The sequence below is a fragment of the Paenibacillus sp. FSL R7-0198 genome (assembly GCF_038000415.1).
In the GTDB taxonomy this organism is placed as follows: domain Bacteria; phylum Bacillota; class Bacilli; order Paenibacillales; family Paenibacillaceae; genus Paenibacillus.
The window spans coordinates 1,144,326-1,160,771 of record NZ_JBBOCB010000001.1; the positions used below are offsets into that span (position 1 = coordinate 1,144,326).

Here is a 16,446-nt window from a genome sequence, read left to right on the forward strand (position 1 = left end):
GACAGCAGGATACAAAGGGTCATGAACGATGCCATTATTCTTTTCTTCACAAGGTTACCTCCTCAAATGACTTGCTTACTGCATGTTCCATGCATGTACTGCTAATCATTGTCGGCCCGTTTCCAGTAAATTATTCCATGTAAAGCATGATTTCCCGAACTTTTATTGAAAAATGTGGTCAAAGCAAAAAAACGTACTGCACTCAATGAATGAGTAACCGTACGTTTAACACAACAAAAAAAAGGTTCCCCCCCGATGATTTCTCATCCAAAGAGGTAACCTTCTCTACTCAAATCTTGCTTACATTTGCGGAATAACCGCCACTACCAGCGCCAGGAACGACTCACGCACACGTTCCGTCGTTTCCATCACCTCATCATGTGACAGCGGCTGGTCCAGAATTCCGGCAGCCATGTTGCTGATACAGGAAATACCGAGTACTTCCAGGCCTGCGTGGCGTGCCACGATCACTTCAGATACAGTGGACATACCCACTGCGTCTGCGCCCAATGTACGCAGCATTCTGATCTCTGCCGGTGTCTCATAGTTCGGACCGAGCATACCTGCGTATACCCCTTCACGTACGTTAAAACCTTGTGATGCGGCCGTATCCTTCGCCAGCGCACGCAAACGGCGGCTATATGCTTCGGACAGATCCGGGAAACGCACGCCCAGTGCAGCGTCATTTGGTCCGATCAGTGGATTTTTGCCTGTAAGATTTAAGTGATCAGAGATCAGCATCAAGTCTCCAGCTTCATACGACGTATTCACACCACCCGCAGCATTGGTTACAAGCAGGCTACTTACACCCAATTCTTTCATAACCCGCACCGGGAAAGCTGTCAGTTCAGGACCATATCCTTCGTACATGTGGAAACGGCCTTTCATCATCACGACTGGACGACCTTTGATGGTTCCGACCAATAGTTCACCTTCATGTCCTTCTACTGTGGACACCGGAAAATGTGGAATATCCTGATAAGCGATGCTTACACCATCTTCAATCAGTTCTGCCAGTACGCCAAGACCCGAACCCAAAATCAAACCGACTTCCGGCTTGATGGAGCTTTTGCTTTGAATATAAGATGCTGCTTCCGAAATCATTTGTTGGTTTAATGCTGTCATGCGATGTATGTTCCTCCTTGAGTTGAAACGATCCGTCTTATGTATAACGGCGTTTGGATGTATTCAATTTATTTTATCCTAAATCGGCCCAATGTTCCGCATTTATTTGTGAATGCCCTGCGTCAAAATCTATCTTGCCCTCGGATGATGGGTTTCATAGATTTCTTTCATGGTTTTGCGACCATGATTGCCGTATTGTTGTCCAGGCTGCTCCACGTGACCCAGCATGTCCTGAACCGCACGTGTATCCGCCCCATTGGCAATCAGGTGCGCCGCAAACGAATGACGCAGCGTATGCGGCGTAATTTCTTCCGAGATTCCCGCGTCCACCGCCGCTTTTTTGAGCAGCTTCCAGAAGCCCTGCCGGGTTAAACGTCTGCCGGATACATTCACGAATAGTGCCTGCTCGTCCGAATCGGTTTTGAGCAACTTGTTGCGGAATTCCTCCACATATACACTTGCCCAATGTGCTGCTGGTGCACCGATGGGAAGGATACGTTCCTTGCCCGCCCCACCGCATCGGATAAAGCGCATACCTGGCTGTACATCCCGAATGTCAAGCGCAATCAGTTCAGAGACCCGAATACCCGTAGCATATAACAGTTCAAGCATCGCTCGATCTCTCACACCCTGCGGTGAACGAGTATCAGGCGCTGTCAGCAGTTGTTCGATCTCCTGGATACTTAACACCTGTGGTGGCGTCTTGTCCGCCTTGGGAGCTTCCACATCAAACGTAGGGTCCTGTATAATATCACCCCGCCGCATCAAAAAATGAAAGTAGGAGCGCAGAGATACGATGCTGCGGGCAATGGTTGCATTGGCACGTCCTGCCTGTTTGAGCTGACCTGCAAACAGGACGACATGTGTGCGTCTGACCTGATCGGCTTCGCGTATGCCATATTCCTTATCTGCAAATTCAATGAACTTGTCCACGTCTCGGAGATACGATTCAAGCGTGCTGCTCGACATCCCTTTATCATCTTCCAAGTATAAGGCATAGGCGTGTATCGTCTGTTTCATGTACAACGCTCCTCAACTGACAGATCTGCCGCTCTGGCAGACTGCTCCCGTATTTGCATCCTTGGCTGTTCGAAGCTACTCCCCGTACCAATAGAACAAACGGAGACGCTCTGCCATCGTAGGACGTCCTTCTCCATTACCCGGCCAATCCGTTTCCTGAAATACTTTGATTGCATTGCCAGTTGGCATCTGATATTGATCCACAGGTGAGATCCAGCCATTAAACAGATCCAGAACATGATAGAACAGATAAACTAATGCAGCAAAAAATATAATAAATCGAATAAAACGGAGCCCTCTCCGCACTGATATAATCATGGGCGCGTCCCCTCCTGATTCGAATCCGGTATTGTCCTTGAATCAGGGTATGTCCATAAACACAGGTTTATGCCATTTGGGCGAAACTCCAGATCATGTCCGTTGCCAAAAAAGCTCTCCCGTCAAAACCGCCGGTGAGAGCTTGAAGATATGCTATGTTATTCTTCATCTTTGGGTTTCTGTTCATTTTTAGCTTTGCAACGATAACAAATTCCATGAAAGTCCAGTCGGTGATCTACTACCGAAAAGTTGAATTCCCGCTCCAAACGCTCTTCAAGCGGTCCAAGCCAGTCTTCACGTATTTCATCCATACTTCCGCATTGAACACAGATTAAGTGATGATGGTGATGCTTGGATGTATCTCCGCGCAGATCATAACGCGCTACACCGTCGCCGAAGTTGATTTTCTCTACAACATGCAGCTCACTCAGCAGTTCGAGGGTACGGTACACGGTTGCCAGACCGATTTCGGGAGCCTTTTCTTTAACGAGCATGAATACGTCTTCTGCACTCAGATGATCTTCTTCATTCTCAAGAAGTACTCTTAAGGTGGCTTCCCGCTGGGGCGTTAATTTATATCCTTGGGACTGTAGTTGCTGCTTAATTTTATCAATCCGTGCTTCCATTTTCTCCCTCCCCCTAGGAAATCACTGCACACTGCAACTTAACCCACTCTTTTCATTATAGGGGGAGTGCGTAATTAAAGTCAACATTTTACACTATACGGTGCACGTTAGGCCGGTAGTAACATTGGCGTGACCCAACGCATCATCGCAGGTGTAACCCATGTTTCAAAAGACGCCACGCCGAGCAGCAATGCAGCCATAACCAAAGTTAACACTATATATGAAGCAAAAGGCCTTTGTCGACCAGGTGTTCGCTGCATCAAAACACGATTACGAATGATGTATAACGAGAACGTCATCGCCGCCACACTGCAGATCAGAAGGATCGGAATGACAAATAGATTATGCGGTGCCACGGACACCAGTGCAAACAGCAGCCCTTTCCAGGAATACTGCCCAACAAGGTACCCCACTGTGAATCCAATGAGCACACCTTTTAGAAAATCCAGAACCAGTATACCGGGTAGTCCAACGACGGATAAACCCAGAATAAAGATCAGACCCACCCATTTCAGATGGAGCATGGCAATGTCCCAATATGCCCCGGTCTCAGTCACCTGTGCACTGTGCTGCACGGTCATGAAGAAATTGCCGAGATAACCCTCCAGATCCTGACGTTGCTCAAGAGACAATGCGTTCACCATGAGCGCACCAAAAATGACGCCGACCAGAAACAAGACAGCCACAAATACATATAACGAAGTCTGACCTTTAAATGTAAAGTAGGAAGAGCGCATACAGGTACGAGTCCCCTTTCCGGTATCATGCTGCAAGGATTCTCAATTCCATCCTCATAGTCATTCTTATGAACCGGAGTGCGCCTGTATGACTTCTTGTCCAGATTGGACCTCTGTAAAGCCAAAGCTAATATGAGTTGAACTACAGAATATTTACACGGGTCACTCCGAAGCTTTTTCCTGAACAGCAACCTTTCCGTACGTACCGCCACCTCCGGAGGACAGCTCCAGTTGTCCGTTCCGTGCAGCCACAATCAGGCCTGCCAGCACAGGTCCAACAACCGCATCAAGCTCTTCCTCTCTGGTGCGATGAAGTACATTCATTTCCGTACCAAAATGGTCCAGTAGCTGGCGCAGTTTGGCTTTGCCAAGACCGGGGATGAACTCCAGTGGTACCTGATAATGATAGGCCGGTCTGTTTGCAGGAACATGAGGACTCTCTCGATCAGAGATCGCCAGGATGCGATCCAGCACCCCCTGCACCAGCTTCAGACTGCCACAGTGCGGACAACGCTCTGCTGACATCGCTTGCTCGTCCATAATGCTGCCACATGCTGCACAGTAAGTACGGTGGTATTTGCCCAGCCTTGGATTCAGTCCATAATTGGCCGCAATTTTCCTGCCGGCTTCTCCTTGAAGTGCCATACGGAATTCATCAAAAGAAGGGGCAGCAACTTGCAGTTCGTTATACTCCCGTCCAATCTTACCGAGTGAATGAGCATCCGAATTGGTCAGGAACGGGACATGATCCAACTCCCGAATATAACTAGCCATGGATGAGTCCGAGCTTAACCCCAGCTCGACAGCATCCACGAGACTAGTATCCAGAACATCGCTCATACGGGGCGCCGTGATGCCATAGATGCCTTTATGCGGTGTAAATACATGTGCAGGCACAATAAGCCCACCACGCGCCTTAATCTCGGCCTGCATCTCTAGAGCGGGCACGTATACACGCTGAGAACTGAGGTTCACATTTTTCATATAACGTTTCATCCAGTCCGTGAAGGACTTCATCGTTTTCAGATCACGGAAATACGCCAGCATATGGAACTCACGCATGCCAGGCTCGCGCAGCTCAATCTCTGTACCCAGCAGAATGGTGGTGTCCTGGTAGGCAATGCCGCCTCCCTCAATCTCAGACATCGTACCACTCTCCAGCAATTGCTCAATATCCATCTGTACAACCGGAGAATGACAATCAATAACACCAAGCAAATGAATTCCTTTGCGATCCGATGCTTCCCGAGCAATGTTCTCAAATGTCAGATCCCGACTGCCGCTGATTTTAACGGCCTCGCCGCGTGAGGTTCGTCCGATGTGAATATGCAGGTCTGTATAACAGGGCTCCCACATCGAGGATGTTTCCAGTTGGTCTTGCATGTTTAGAACCGTCCTGTCGTTCTGTAGAGATCCCACGCGTACACAGCCATCATCGTTTTGGCATCGCTAATCCGGTTCTCGTCCATGAGCGCATAGGCTTCCTCCAGAGTTATTTCGGCAACTTCAAGGAATTCATCTTCGTCCAGCGCCATGTCCCCTGCTTCCAACTCTTCAGCGATGTAAAGATGAATGATCTCATCTGCGAAACCCGGTGACGTGTAAAAGGAACGCAAATGACGCAGCGACTTGGCTACATATCCCGTCTCTTCTCGCAATTCACGTGCTGCGGCAACCTCGGGCTCTTCTCCCGGGTCCAATTTTCCCGCAGGAATCTCCACTTCGGTGCGTCCCATTGCCTGACGATACTGATCCACTACAAGCATACGATCCCCATTCAGAGCGAGTACAGCTACAGCGCCAGGGTGCCGGATTATCTCACGTGTAGCCGTCTGGCCGTTCGGTAGTTTAACGGTATCGACTTGAAGTGAAATCACTTTGCCCTCGAAGATTGGCTTAGTGGATACGGTCACTTCATCTAGTTTTGGATTGGCAGGTTGTGCCGCGTGGATGGATTGGGCAGATTGGTTTGGTTTCATTTGTTCTTCAACTCCATATCGTAGGATTATATATTCGGTTAATGTATATATCTCTGATTTTGGGCATATGGTGAGCGTATAGAATTCTCACAGCAAATATAAACGAATCAGGGGGACTTTCGATGAACAGTTATATGACGCCTCAATCCGTACACGTGGTAGGACAAGCCCGGCAAGTACAGCTCATACTCAAACAATGGTTGCGCGAGTGGGGCCCGGATGCCAAGTTAATCGATCTGCTCGCTGGACGCAAATGAATGGGTCATTAATCCATTCACCCATTGACTCAATTTGACCCTAAATTAACGAGTCTTCTCCCTTGAAATATAACATGAATTCGCAAAAAGTCCGAATCCGATATAGACCGGGTTCGGACTTTTGTCTAAGAAGTACACGTTATTTCTTGTCAGCTGCCGTTTCCTGAATAATAGCTACGACTACCTGGGATAACTTCACAATGTCTTCGGCACGAATACGTTCTTTGGTTGTATGAATATCCTCATACCCTACCGCCAAGTTCACTGTTGGAATGTCGAATCCGTTAAAGATATTGGCATCACTGCCACCACCGGAAGCAAACGTACTTGTCTCCAGCCCAATACTGCGGATGGCACGCTGTGCAAGCTGTACAACTTCGTGTTCATCATGGAAGCCAAATGCAGGGTAAAGGATCTCACTTCTAAATTCAGCCGTTGCACCGTATTTGCGACATGTCGTTTCCAGCGCATCACGCATCTGTGCAACCTGCAATTCAACTTTCTCCTGCACAATACTGCGGGCTTCCGCTTCAAGCTGTACAAAGTCACATACCACGTTGAGTGGTGATCCACCCTGGAATTTGCCAATGTTTGCTGTCGTTTCATCATCAATTCTGCCCAGTGTCATCGCTGCAATTGCTTTGGCTGCTACCTGAATGGCGCTGATCCCGTCTTCCGGGTTCACGCCCGCATGTGCGGACTTACCATAGATGCTCATTTGAATTTCAGCTCTGGCTGGTGCAGCTACACAGATCGTGCCTACAGCTCCATTAGAGTCAAGCGCATAACCGAACTCGGCATCGATATCCTTCGGATTCATCGCACGTGCGCCCACCAGTCCAGACTCTTCGCCAACTGTAATGACCAATTGAATTTTGCCATGAGGAATCTTGTTTTCCTGGATCACACGAATCGCTTCGAACAATGCCGCAATCCCTGCTTTATCATCTGCTCCCAGGATCGTTGTTCCATCACTGCGAATCCAGCCATCTTCACCCAGTTCAGGCTTAATTCCCTGTCCTGGCGTTACGGTGTCCATATGACATGTGAAAAAGATCGGTGCAACCCCTTCTGTTCCTTCGGCTTCCCAGGTAATGACGAGATTTCCGGCGCCATGTCCGGTTTGCTCCATGGTGTCGTCCTCATAGACATGAAGACCAAGCTCTGCAAACTGTTCTTTTAACACCTTCGAGATGTTCTGTTCATTTTTCGTTTCACTATCAATCTGCACCAGTTCCATGAACTGATCGATAACACGTTGTTGTTTAATCATAGGACTTTCCTCCCTCTCGTGGATACGGTACAATACAATTACTATGGCTTGTTTATTTTATGAGGTTGTTCAAAAAGTCTGCATTTGATTACGAAGGATGCCTGGCGGCATCATCAGCATCGAATATGGAATTCAGCCGAAATGTCCGTTGCTCACGTAGTTTTCCCTACGCTCCGCTACTCCATTTCTAGCTTCATCCCATCTTCTTGGTACTGAAAACCAGTCTTTTTGAACATACACTTTATGTTGAAAGGAGTTCTCTCATCATGCAAAAAAAGAAATGGTTCAAAATCATCATCTATCTCATGCTGATCGCCATGATCGGGTCCACCCTTTTCATCGCTCTCGAACCGTTGCTGTTCGGATAGCAACCTAAAGCCTTTCGACGAACTGTTTACAGACGTTGAAGGGCTTCTTTTTCCGTGACCCAATTAATCTTATACGGAAAGATACGATTAAAGTACGGAACAATCTCCTGCGCTACCTGCTCCACCGCATAGGACTTGCCCGTTATATCCTCCAGTGAGGTAACGCCATACTGCTCAATCCCACAAGGAACAATCCCCTGAAAACCTGCATGTTGAATGCCTGAGCTGATGTTAAAAGCAAACCCATGACTGGTCACAAAACCGCGGCGGTGTTTGCAACGATTAAACTTGATGCCGATTGCAGCAATCTTCATATCGCCAATCCACACACCCGTGTAACCCTCTTTGCGTCCGGCTTCAATGCCCTGGTCTGCGAGATAATCCATAAGTACCTGCTCAAGTTTCCGTAAATAGCCGTGCAGATCCAGGTCTTCATCCCGACCAAGAATCAATAACGGGTAACCTACCAACTGGCCCGGACCATGATAAGTAATATCACCGCCACGGTCAATTTGAAACAAAGAAATCCCTTGCTCACGCAACTCTTCCGGACTGAGAAGCAGATGCTCCGGATGATTTTGTGATCCGATTGTATACGTAGGCGGGTGTTGTAAAAGCAGCATCTGCTCCGCTCCCTCGCCCTCGTCCAATCGCTGCACAATCGCTTTCTGGCGGTTCCAAGCCTCTTCATAATCAAGCATTGGTATGTATGCAACATCCAGCGGCTTGCTCATGATTCCCCACACCCTTCTGCTTCAGGTTCATTGTACAATTGAGCACTTGTCCATAGACAGCAGGAAAAGTGCACGGCCTCCGGCACATACACTTTCCCGTCAACTATTTACTTAATACACCTTGCTCTCCATGGTATATCCTTCAAGGTTTTCTTTGACACGTTGCAAGAAACGTCCGCTGATTACACCATCCAGGATTCGGTGATCCAGTGATAGACACAGGTTAGCCATCGAACGAACAGCGATCATATCATTAATAACCACTGGCTTTTTGACAATCGACTCAAATGTAAGAATCGCTGCCTGCGGGTAGTTAATGATTGGCTGGGACAGGATCGAACCAAATGAACCTGTGTTGTTTACCGTAAACGTACCACCTTGCATATGATCCAGCTTCAACGTACCTTCACGTGTTTTGCGAGCCAGTTCATCCACTTCACGGGCCAGACCTGCAATATTTCGCTGATCGGCATGTTTGATTACAGGTGTAAGTACGGAATCTTCGGTTCCTACCGCCATGGACAGGTTAATGTCCCGTTTGACGATAATTTTGTCCACTGCCCATACCGAGTTCATGATTGGGTAGTCTTTAATCGCGTTAACGACTCCCTTCATCATGAAGGACAGATATGTCAGATTGATGCCTTCCTTACGCTTGAACTCATCCTTAAGTTTATTGCGCAGCATCACAAGATTTGTTACGTCCACTTCGATCATTGTCCATGCATGCGGGATTTCCGATACGCTTTGACGCATATTCCGGGCAATGGCATTACGCACAGGGGTAACATCAATGAAATACTCCGATCTTCCCTGGCCGCCACCTTCCACTTCGATCTGTGGAATTTTCGGACTTTCGGTTAAATGAATGCCTGAATGTCTCACAGGAACACCTGCATCAGACGCTGAGATCGCTTCTCCAGCGGTTAAACCCATTTCTCCATTTCCACGATTCACTCCGCTGAATGGAGAAGCAGACGGCACACCAGAAGGTGTATGCTGCGCTGCAGGAGATAATGCTTGTGCAGACGATCCAGCCGCGTTACCTCCCTGTGCAACAAATGCCAGCACATCTTTGCGGGTAATACGACCACCGGCTCCAGTGCCTTGGATGCTTTGCAAGTTCAAACCATGCTCTGCTGCCAAGGATTGCACTGCCGGGGAATACCGATTGCGCATCGGCTGGTTGGGATCATGTGCTGCTGTATTTGACGCGGCAACAGGAGTAGGGTTCGCATGTTGCTGCACTTGCTCCTGTTGCTGCGATACTTGTGTTACTTGCTCGGCCGCTTCTTCGTCAGAAGCTGCGACCTGCATGCGGCAGATTGCTTCACCAACAGCAATCGTTGTGCCCTCTTCCACCAAAAGGTCACCCATAATTCCATCCACCGTGGATGGAATCTCGGCATTAACTTTATCAGTGATTACTTCACAGATCGGCTCGTACTGTTCCACACGGTCGCCCGGTTTTTTCAACCATTTGCCTATGGTAGCCGAGACCAGCGATTCCGCCAATTGCGGCATAATGACCTCGATCCATTTCATACGTTCAGCCATTTGATTATCACTCCAAACTTTACTTTTAAACGATCCAAAAAACGAAATTAAAACTCGGCAAGTGTACGCATTGCTGCTTTGGCTTTGTCCTTGCTCAGCATGTAGAATTTCTCCAATGTTGGGCTAATTGGCATGGCCGGCACATCAGGTCCGCAGAGACGCTGAATCGGTGCATCCAGTTCAAATAGACATTCCTCACTAATAATTGCGGCAACTTCGGCACCTACACCACCCGTTTTGTTATCTTCGTGTACGATCAGCACTTTGCCTGTCAGACGAGCGGAAGCAATAATCGCTTCACGATCCAACGGTTGCAATGTGCGCAGATCGAGAACGTGTGCTGTAATGCCTTCTTCACGCTCCAGCTCCTCAGCAGCCTGCATGACAAAATGCAGCGGCTGACTGTAACCGATCACGGTAATATCCGCACCCTCACGAAGTACGTTGGCTTTACCAATCGGAACGATGTAATCATCTTCAGGCACATCTTCCTTGATAAGTTTGTAGCATTTTTTATTTTCAAAAAAGAGTACCGGGTCCGGGTCGCGAATAGCGGCCTTGAGCAGTCCCTTAGCATCGTATGCCGAGTAGGGAGCTATAATTTTCAGACCAGGTGTACCAAAGAAAATCGATTCCGGACATTGGGAGTGATACAACCCACCGAAGATCCCGCCACCAATCGGCGCACGGATAACAATCGGACAGCTCCAGTCATTGTTGGAACGATAGCGGATCTTCGCCGCTTCACTAATGATCTGGTTGGTTGCCGGCAACATGAAGTCCGAATATTGCATTTCGGCAATCGGCTTCATGCCATACATCGCTGCACCAATGGCAACACCTGCAATAGCGGATTCAGATAAAGGTGTGTCCATCACTCGCATTTCGCCAAACTGATCTTGCAGCCCTTTAGTTGTGGTAAACACACCACCTTTGAGACCTACGTCTTCACCAAGGATAAAAACATTCTCATCCCGTTCCATCTCTTCTTTCATCGCGAGACGGATTGCATCAATATATTCCATCACTGCCATACTTACCGTCCCCCTTCTTCGCTGTCCGCATAAACGTGCGTCAGAGTGTCCTCAGGTTTAGGATATGGCGCGTTGTCTGCATATTCAGTTGCTTCTTTCATTTCCATCGCAAGCTGCGAAGCCAGATCCGCATCCCGGGCTTCGTCCCAGATGCCACAATCGATCAAGTAGTTCTTCATGCGAGGAACGCCATCTTTCTTCCAGTTCTCCTCAACTTCCTCTTTGGTCCGATAAGCCAGATCATTATCGGAGGTGGAATGAGGTGACAACCGATACATCATCGCTTCAATCAGCGTCGGGCCTTCCCCGGCTATAGCACGGCGACGCGCTTCCTTCACTGCAGCGTATACTTCTAATGCATCGTTTCCATCTACACGCAGTCCAGGGAACCCGTATCCTTGTGCTCGATCGGATATTTTGCCGCTCAACTGTTTGTGAATCGGTACCGAAATTGCATATTGATTGTTCTCACACATAATAATGACAGGCAATTTATGCACACCCGCAAAGTTGGCTCCCTCGTGGAAGTCACCCTGATTGCTTGATCCTTCGCCAAACGTAACAAAAGAAACAAATTCTTGCTTCTTCATCTTGGCAGCCAGCGCAAATCCAACAGCGTGCGGAACCTGTGTTGTAACCGGGCTGGAACCCGTCACAATCCGTAGCTTTTTGTGACCGAAGTGACCCGGCATTTGCCGACCGCCACTATTCGGATCTTCCGCTTTTGCAAAAGCAGACAACATCAACTCACGCGGAGTCATGCCTACCGCCAGTACAAAGCCGTAATCGCGGTAATAAGGTAAATAATAATCGTGATCCCGATCCAGACCAAAAGCAGCGCCTACTTGCGCAGCTTCCTGTCCTACACCGGATACGTGAAAGTTAATTTTGCCAGCCCGTTGCAAGAGCAAGCAACGCTCGTCAAACTTGCGTGCGAGCAGCATGTATTTGTACATATCCAATACTTCACCATCGCTAAGTCCCAGCTGTTGATGCCGATGGACCGCGTCTGCAGTACCTTGTGAACTCATATGAGGTACCTCCTTTTAATCAGAGCCTGTGCCACTCTTACTACCCGATCTTATAACCTGGTACTAAGACTTGGCTTAACCTTATTATAATCCCTTTTACCCAAAAAAGGAAAGGACCTTTCTCATAAGCTTGTTTGGCTTACATCCCAATGGCCTTTCCATCGACCGCCAGCATGGCTTCACCCATAATTTCCGACAGAGAAGGGTGCGGATGAATGGTTTGTCCGACTTCCCAAGGTGTGGCATCCAGCATCTGAGCCAGAGAAGCCTCAGCGATTAATTCCGTCACATGGGTGCCAATCATATGTACCCCCAATATATCATTCGTCTTGGCATCTGCGATCACCTTCACGAATCCATCCCGACTTCCGTGAATAAGCGATTTGCCAATGGCCGAAAATGGGAACTTGCCTGTTTTAATATCATAGCCACGTTCTTTGGCTTCTCGCTCGGTAAATCCGATGCTTGCTGCTTCCGGACGTGTATACACACAGCGCGGGATGCGATGGGATTCTACGGCATGTACCGTTTCGCCCGCCAGATGATCCACAGCGAGAATGCCTTCATGACTTGCAGCATGTGCAAGCTGTAGACCGCCGATGCAGTCACCAATGGCGTAGATGTGACCTTCGCCTGTCTGTAACTGTTTGTTCACAGCGATGAACCCACGCTCCAGTTTGATATCTGTATTTTCGAGTCCGATATTTTCGACATTAGCCTGACGTCCAACCGACACGAGCATTTTCTCCGCTCTCAGTGTCTCCTGCTTATCGTCACCAAGCTGCACATCAATCTGGATGCCCTCTTGATCTGTGCTATATGTTTCCGTTAGAACAGTGGCACCTGTCAGGAAACGAACACCTCGTTTGCCAAGCAATCGCTGCATTTCTCTGGCAACATCCTCATCCTCGGCAGGCAACACATGAGCAGCTGCTTCAACCACTGTGATGTCTACGCCAAAATCATTCAGCATGGATGCCCACTCCAGTCCAATCACACCCCCACCGACAATGATGAGTGATGCAGGAAGTTCATCCATACGCAGGGCTTCGTCACTGCTCATTATGAACTTGCCGTCCGGTTCCAGGCCCGGCAGCACACGTGGACGCGAACCAGTCGCAATGATGAGATTGGTTGGAACTACCGTATCCATCTCGCCATCTTCAAACTCCACAGCAACTGCTCCGCTCTGTGGTGAGAAGATGGATGGTCCGATGACGCGACCTTTCGCGTGTACAACCTGGATTTTATTTTTTTTCATCAAATACTGAACGCCCTGATGGAGCTGTTCGACAATTGCATCCTTGCGCGCCTGTACTTTGGGAAATACAAGTGTGGCCCCAGCGGTCTCGATACCATACGTCTCGCTCTCTTGAATCTCGGCGTACACTTCCGCGCTTTTCAGCAAAGCCTTACTCGGAATACAGCCACGATGCAGACAGGTTCCACCAAGCTTGTCCTTCTCAATGATAACGACTTGTTTCCCCAGCTGTGCAGCCCGGATTGCGGCTACATATCCACCGGTTCCTCCTCCAAGAATTGCAACATCACATGTAATTGGCATCTCTCATGCTCTCCTCTATGAATCAAATTTCAATATAATTTATGATGGCTTAAATCATGGTTTAGCTTATACCCTCTATATGCCATTGTACTCTCCTTAAGCGGTCAACTCAAAGTTTGAAGCAATCACACATGGACAGCCTATGCATTCCAAGCTATGATGGAATCAGGTATGATCTGTAAGCGTAACCTTTATTTAATGTCGACTTTGGCAGAAAGGGTATAATGCTCATGAATACAAGATTGGTCTTTGCGCGATTTTTGGCAATTGTTGTTCTGGTCATCCCCGGTTTAATGGCAATGAAGGGTTTTCTGATGATGAAAGATGCCCTGTTCCTATATTATGCCGAGCACGGGAACGAACTGATTTCACCAGGGTTCCAGTGGCTTTCCTTTGGCGGTGGACTTGTCCTTTTTGCCGCAGGTATGAGTTTTCTGGGAGGCTGGATCCTGTTCCGTGACCGCAAGCGTAATTATGTAGGTCCCCGTTTCCGGTCCAAAAGTGTACCCGAAAAAGCAGAGACGCCCGGAAGGACTCCATGAGTCCGGGCTTTTTGTGTGTTTATACAACACATACCGACAACTTTACATAGACAGGATGGATCATCATGGTATCATTTCTAATCACGTTACAACGATTGCTCAAAGGCATTTTCCATGCGTTCAAAGACCCCAAGTTTCTGGCTCTGTTCGCGTTAACGGCAGCAACGTTACTGTCAGGCACTTTATTTTACACTCGTGTTGAAGGTCTGCACTGGATCGATGCGTTATACTTCTGTGCGGTTACCCTGACTACGGTGGGACATCCTGAATTTGTGCCAACCACCGGATTCAGCAAAGCCTTTACCGTGATCTACATGTTTGCAGGCATCGGTCTCACCTTTGCCATGATTGCCAGAATTACAGCAGGTATTCTATTCCCTCGCAAATTAAAGACAGAAGAGGACCCGGAGTAATCTCCGGGTCATTCGTATAAGGCATCCCGCAGTTTGGTAGACATACGTGATTCTTTGGAAGAAGACTTCAAGATCGTTCTACGCAACGTCAGGTTACTTGCCTGCAGTCGCTCCGCTTCTGCGAACAGTTCTGCAAATAATGCCTGCGACGCTTCATCTAGAGACCCCTGCTCTTTCAAGCTTTCATATCGCTTTTGAAGTGATGTTAATGCTTCACTCATACTAAACACCTCTTTTCACAACTCCTGTTAATTAGCTACCGTAACCAATACCTTAACAATCCATATAGTAACACAAAGCTGCGCAGATTAGTTCTGGCTCTTTCCAAAGATTTTGTGTTACTCTGTAATGGTCGCTTTTTTTGTTGAATCCCGTATGTGAGAGGAGTAGCAGCACCGTGCAAACAGGACGTATTACCGTAATTACTGGACCCATGTTCAGTGAAAAATCCGGTGAACTCATTCGCCGTTGTCAGAAATTAATACAATTTGGCCGTAAAAAGGTTGTGGCCTACAAACCAGCCGAGGATGATCGGTTTGCCCAGGACGAGATCGTAAGCCGAATTGGTTATCGACTCCCTGCCCATTCCATTCCCCGGCAATTAACCCCGGAATCCGTAGAAATGATCTTGAACCAAACCATAGATGCTGATGTTGTTGCATTTGATGAAGTACAATTTTTCAGCAGTGCCATTATGGAACTTGTCTCGGAGTTAGCGTATTGTGGCAAACATGTCATTGTGGACGGACTTAATATGGATTACCGTGGTAAGGAATTCGGATATGTCGGCGGTTTGCTTGCCATGGCAGACGACATTGAGAAACTCTCGGCTTTCTGTGCGGTATGTGGCAGCCCGGATGCAGCCTTTACGCAACGTATCGTCAATGGGGAGCCTGTTACCTTGGGTCCGGTTGTCATGATTGGCGATTCAGAAGCTTACGAGCCACGCTGTCGTTGCTGCTTCATTCCTCCTCACAAAGTTGAATGCTCATCATAATTGCTAAAAGATTTTTGATTTCTTCCAAAAAGGCCCCTTGGGGCTTTTTTTGTTATAGAGCAAACATTCGCACAAAAAAGCACCGCTTCGCAGCGATGCTTCCAGAGTCACTTCCCGCTAGTCACGGGAAACAAAATATTTGTTGGTCATGTAGTAAGCGTCACCACGCGACGTTTCCACCATTCCTTTTTTGGCATCCAAAAATACAATCTCTTTACACTTTGTACAGTACCATTTTGTGCGCTTGTATGGGGATTCCGTCACATAAGCCGTGCCACATTTACAATCAATCTTCATTAATAACTCGGTTGATTTATAAGCACTGGACAAGCGTTCCAGGTTATCCTGCTGCTGTGTAGGCATAATGGTCTGCTGATAATCCGATAAATGATTTTGAACCTTGAAGTCTGCTACCAATCCTGCATTCAATCCAAAAAACTCCTTGCCGATTTCGGTCACGAAGCGCTTCTCATTTCTGTAGCAATCCAGCCACTCAATAATCTGCTTATTAGACAGTGGAACCGTACCCTTGATACCGCTGTTTAAGGTGTAGGTCATGATGTATAAAGTATCGTCTTGTCTACCTGAGTACATTAGAATCCTCCTTCGAATACATTTGCTAATGTACTACAAAAACGCGCATAAATCAAAAAATTCTTATTTCCTGAGCGCATCTCTTCTTATTAAATGGGAAACATTCCACGTTCATCCGCCAAAGACTTACAAGAACTGCATACACCTGAAACATTTCCCTGTGGCGCCGCATAATGCACGACCGATTTAACGTTTTTCTTGCATATGGAACAGTAGTGCCTCCTTTCCTTTTTTGGGATATAGTCCGATAGCTTAACCACGTTTTTGTTCGGTCGGA

At 47.8% G+C, this 16,446-nt stretch carries 20 protein-coding genes; 5 read left to right on the plus strand and 15 right to left on the minus strand.

The window, feature by feature from the left end:
* Window positions 1-300: 300 nt before the first annotated feature.
* The 7 genes from MKY87_RS04805 to MKY87_RS04835 all read right to left on the minus strand — a co-directional run bounded on the left by MKY87_RS04805 (window position 301) and on the right by MKY87_RS04835 (window position 5,805).
* Window positions 301-1,125, minus strand: a complete 825-nt coding sequence (locus MKY87_RS04805) for a purine-nucleoside phosphorylase (protein WP_036607861.1) — start codon at window positions 1,123-1,125, stop codon at window positions 301-303.
* Between the two features lie 129 nt (window positions 1,126-1,254).
* Window positions 1,255-2,145 carry a tyrosine recombinase gene (locus MKY87_RS04810; protein WP_036607863.1) on the minus strand — a complete coding sequence of 297 codons (891 nt, stop codon included), beginning with the start codon at window positions 2,143-2,145 and terminating at the stop codon, window positions 1,255-1,257.
* 75 nt (window positions 2,146-2,220) lie between these two features.
* Window positions 2,221-2,463, minus strand: coding sequence for a DUF4227 family protein (locus MKY87_RS04815; protein WP_017687632.1), 243 nt, complete (start codon window positions 2,461-2,463; stop codon window positions 2,221-2,223).
* A gap of 158 nt (window positions 2,464-2,621) precedes the next feature.
* Window positions 2,622-3,089 carry a ferric iron uptake transcriptional regulator gene (gene fur, locus MKY87_RS04820; RefSeq protein ID WP_036607866.1) on the minus strand — a complete coding sequence of 156 codons (468 nt, stop codon included), beginning with the start codon at window positions 3,087-3,089 and terminating at the stop codon, window positions 2,622-2,624.
* A gap of 107 nt (window positions 3,090-3,196) precedes the next feature.
* The gene (gene spoIIM, locus MKY87_RS04825) at window positions 3,197-3,826 is read right to left on the minus strand and encodes a stage II sporulation protein M (RefSeq protein ID WP_017687629.1); all 630 of its coding nucleotides are present in this window, start codon (window positions 3,824-3,826) and stop codon (window positions 3,197-3,199) included.
* 162 nt (window positions 3,827-3,988) lie between these two features.
* Window positions 3,989-5,209 (minus strand): endonuclease Q family protein, encoded by a 1,221-nt coding sequence (locus MKY87_RS04830; protein WP_340963167.1) that lies wholly within the window; start codon window positions 5,207-5,209, stop codon window positions 3,989-3,991.
* A gap of 2 nt (window positions 5,210-5,211) precedes the next feature.
* Complete coding sequence (locus tag MKY87_RS04835; RefSeq protein ID WP_051447058.1) at window positions 5,212-5,805, minus strand: NUDIX domain-containing protein; 594 nt, start codon at window positions 5,803-5,805, stop codon at window positions 5,212-5,214.
* 122 nt (window positions 5,806-5,927) lie between these two features.
* Between MKY87_RS04835 and MKY87_RS04840 the strand changes: the two genes are divergently transcribed.
* On the plus strand, window positions 5,928-6,062 hold the full coding sequence (locus MKY87_RS04840; protein WP_017687626.1) for a Z-ring formation inhibitor MciZ: 135 nt from the start codon (window positions 5,928-5,930) through the stop codon (window positions 6,060-6,062).
* A 139-nt stretch (window positions 6,063-6,201) separates the two neighbouring features.
* On the opposite strand, the gene MKY87_RS04845 is transcribed toward MKY87_RS04840, so the two are convergent.
* Window positions 6,202-7,335, minus strand: coding sequence for a M20/M25/M40 family metallo-hydrolase (locus MKY87_RS04845; RefSeq protein ID WP_339782946.1), 1,134 nt, complete (start codon window positions 7,333-7,335; stop codon window positions 6,202-6,204).
* A 266-nt stretch (window positions 7,336-7,601) separates the two neighbouring features.
* Here MKY87_RS04845 and prli42 point away from each other — a divergent pair, with 266 nt between their 5' ends.
* A complete protein-coding gene (gene prli42, locus MKY87_RS04850) occupies window positions 7,602-7,703 on the plus strand; it encodes a stressosome-associated protein Prli42 (protein ID WP_017687624.1) in 102 nt (33 codons plus the stop codon).
* 26 nt (window positions 7,704-7,729) lie between these two features.
* On the opposite strand, the gene lipB is transcribed toward prli42, so the two are convergent.
* From lipB to lpdA, 5 genes are all read right to left on the minus strand, one after another.
* Complete coding sequence (gene lipB / locus MKY87_RS04855) at window positions 7,730-8,437, minus strand: lipoyl(octanoyl) transferase LipB (RefSeq protein ID WP_339782945.1); 708 nt, start codon at window positions 8,435-8,437, stop codon at window positions 7,730-7,732.
* A gap of 111 nt (window positions 8,438-8,548) precedes the next feature.
* Window positions 8,549-9,994 (minus strand): dihydrolipoamide acetyltransferase family protein, encoded by a 1,446-nt coding sequence (locus MKY87_RS04860; RefSeq protein WP_338587715.1) that lies wholly within the window; start codon window positions 9,992-9,994, stop codon window positions 8,549-8,551.
* A gap of 47 nt (window positions 9,995-10,041) precedes the next feature.
* The gene (locus tag MKY87_RS04865) at window positions 10,042-11,028 is read right to left on the minus strand and encodes an alpha-ketoacid dehydrogenase subunit beta (RefSeq protein ID WP_017687621.1); all 987 of its coding nucleotides are present in this window, start codon (window positions 11,026-11,028) and stop codon (window positions 10,042-10,044) included.
* A 2-nt stretch (window positions 11,029-11,030) separates the two neighbouring features.
* The gene (locus MKY87_RS04870) at window positions 11,031-12,059 is read right to left on the minus strand and encodes a thiamine pyrophosphate-dependent dehydrogenase E1 component subunit alpha (RefSeq protein ID WP_036607878.1); all 1,029 of its coding nucleotides are present in this window, start codon (window positions 12,057-12,059) and stop codon (window positions 11,031-11,033) included.
* A gap of 139 nt (window positions 12,060-12,198) precedes the next feature.
* The gene (gene lpdA / locus MKY87_RS04875) at window positions 12,199-13,623 is read right to left on the minus strand and encodes a dihydrolipoyl dehydrogenase (RefSeq protein ID WP_340963173.1); all 1,425 of its coding nucleotides are present in this window, start codon (window positions 13,621-13,623) and stop codon (window positions 12,199-12,201) included.
* A 224-nt stretch (window positions 13,624-13,847) separates the two neighbouring features.
* Here lpdA and MKY87_RS04880 point away from each other — a divergent pair, with 224 nt between their 5' ends.
* Entirely contained in the window at window positions 13,848-14,165 is a 318-nt protein-coding gene (locus MKY87_RS04880) for a DUF2627 domain-containing protein (RefSeq protein WP_017687618.1), read from the plus strand.
* Between the two features lie 65 nt (window positions 14,166-14,230).
* On the plus strand, window positions 14,231-14,578 hold the full coding sequence (locus MKY87_RS04885) for a potassium channel family protein (protein ID WP_036607883.1): 348 nt from the start codon (window positions 14,231-14,233) through the stop codon (window positions 14,576-14,578).
* A gap of 8 nt (window positions 14,579-14,586) precedes the next feature.
* Here MKY87_RS04885 and MKY87_RS04890 read toward each other — a convergent pair whose 3' ends face one another.
* Complete coding sequence (locus MKY87_RS04890; RefSeq protein ID WP_340914099.1) at window positions 14,587-14,799, minus strand: hypothetical protein; 213 nt, start codon at window positions 14,797-14,799, stop codon at window positions 14,587-14,589.
* Window positions 14,800-14,975: 176 nt separating this feature from the next.
* Between MKY87_RS04890 and MKY87_RS04895 the strand changes: the two genes are divergently transcribed.
* Window positions 14,976-15,575 (plus strand): thymidine kinase, encoded by a 600-nt coding sequence (locus MKY87_RS04895; protein ID WP_062835251.1) that lies wholly within the window; start codon window positions 14,976-14,978, stop codon window positions 15,573-15,575.
* Between the two features lie 117 nt (window positions 15,576-15,692).
* Here MKY87_RS04895 and MKY87_RS04900 read toward each other — a convergent pair whose 3' ends face one another.
* On the minus strand, window positions 15,693-16,169 hold the full coding sequence (locus tag MKY87_RS04900; RefSeq protein ID WP_017687614.1) for a hypothetical protein: 477 nt from the start codon (window positions 16,167-16,169) through the stop codon (window positions 15,693-15,695).
* Window positions 16,170-16,446: the final 277 nt, after the last annotated feature.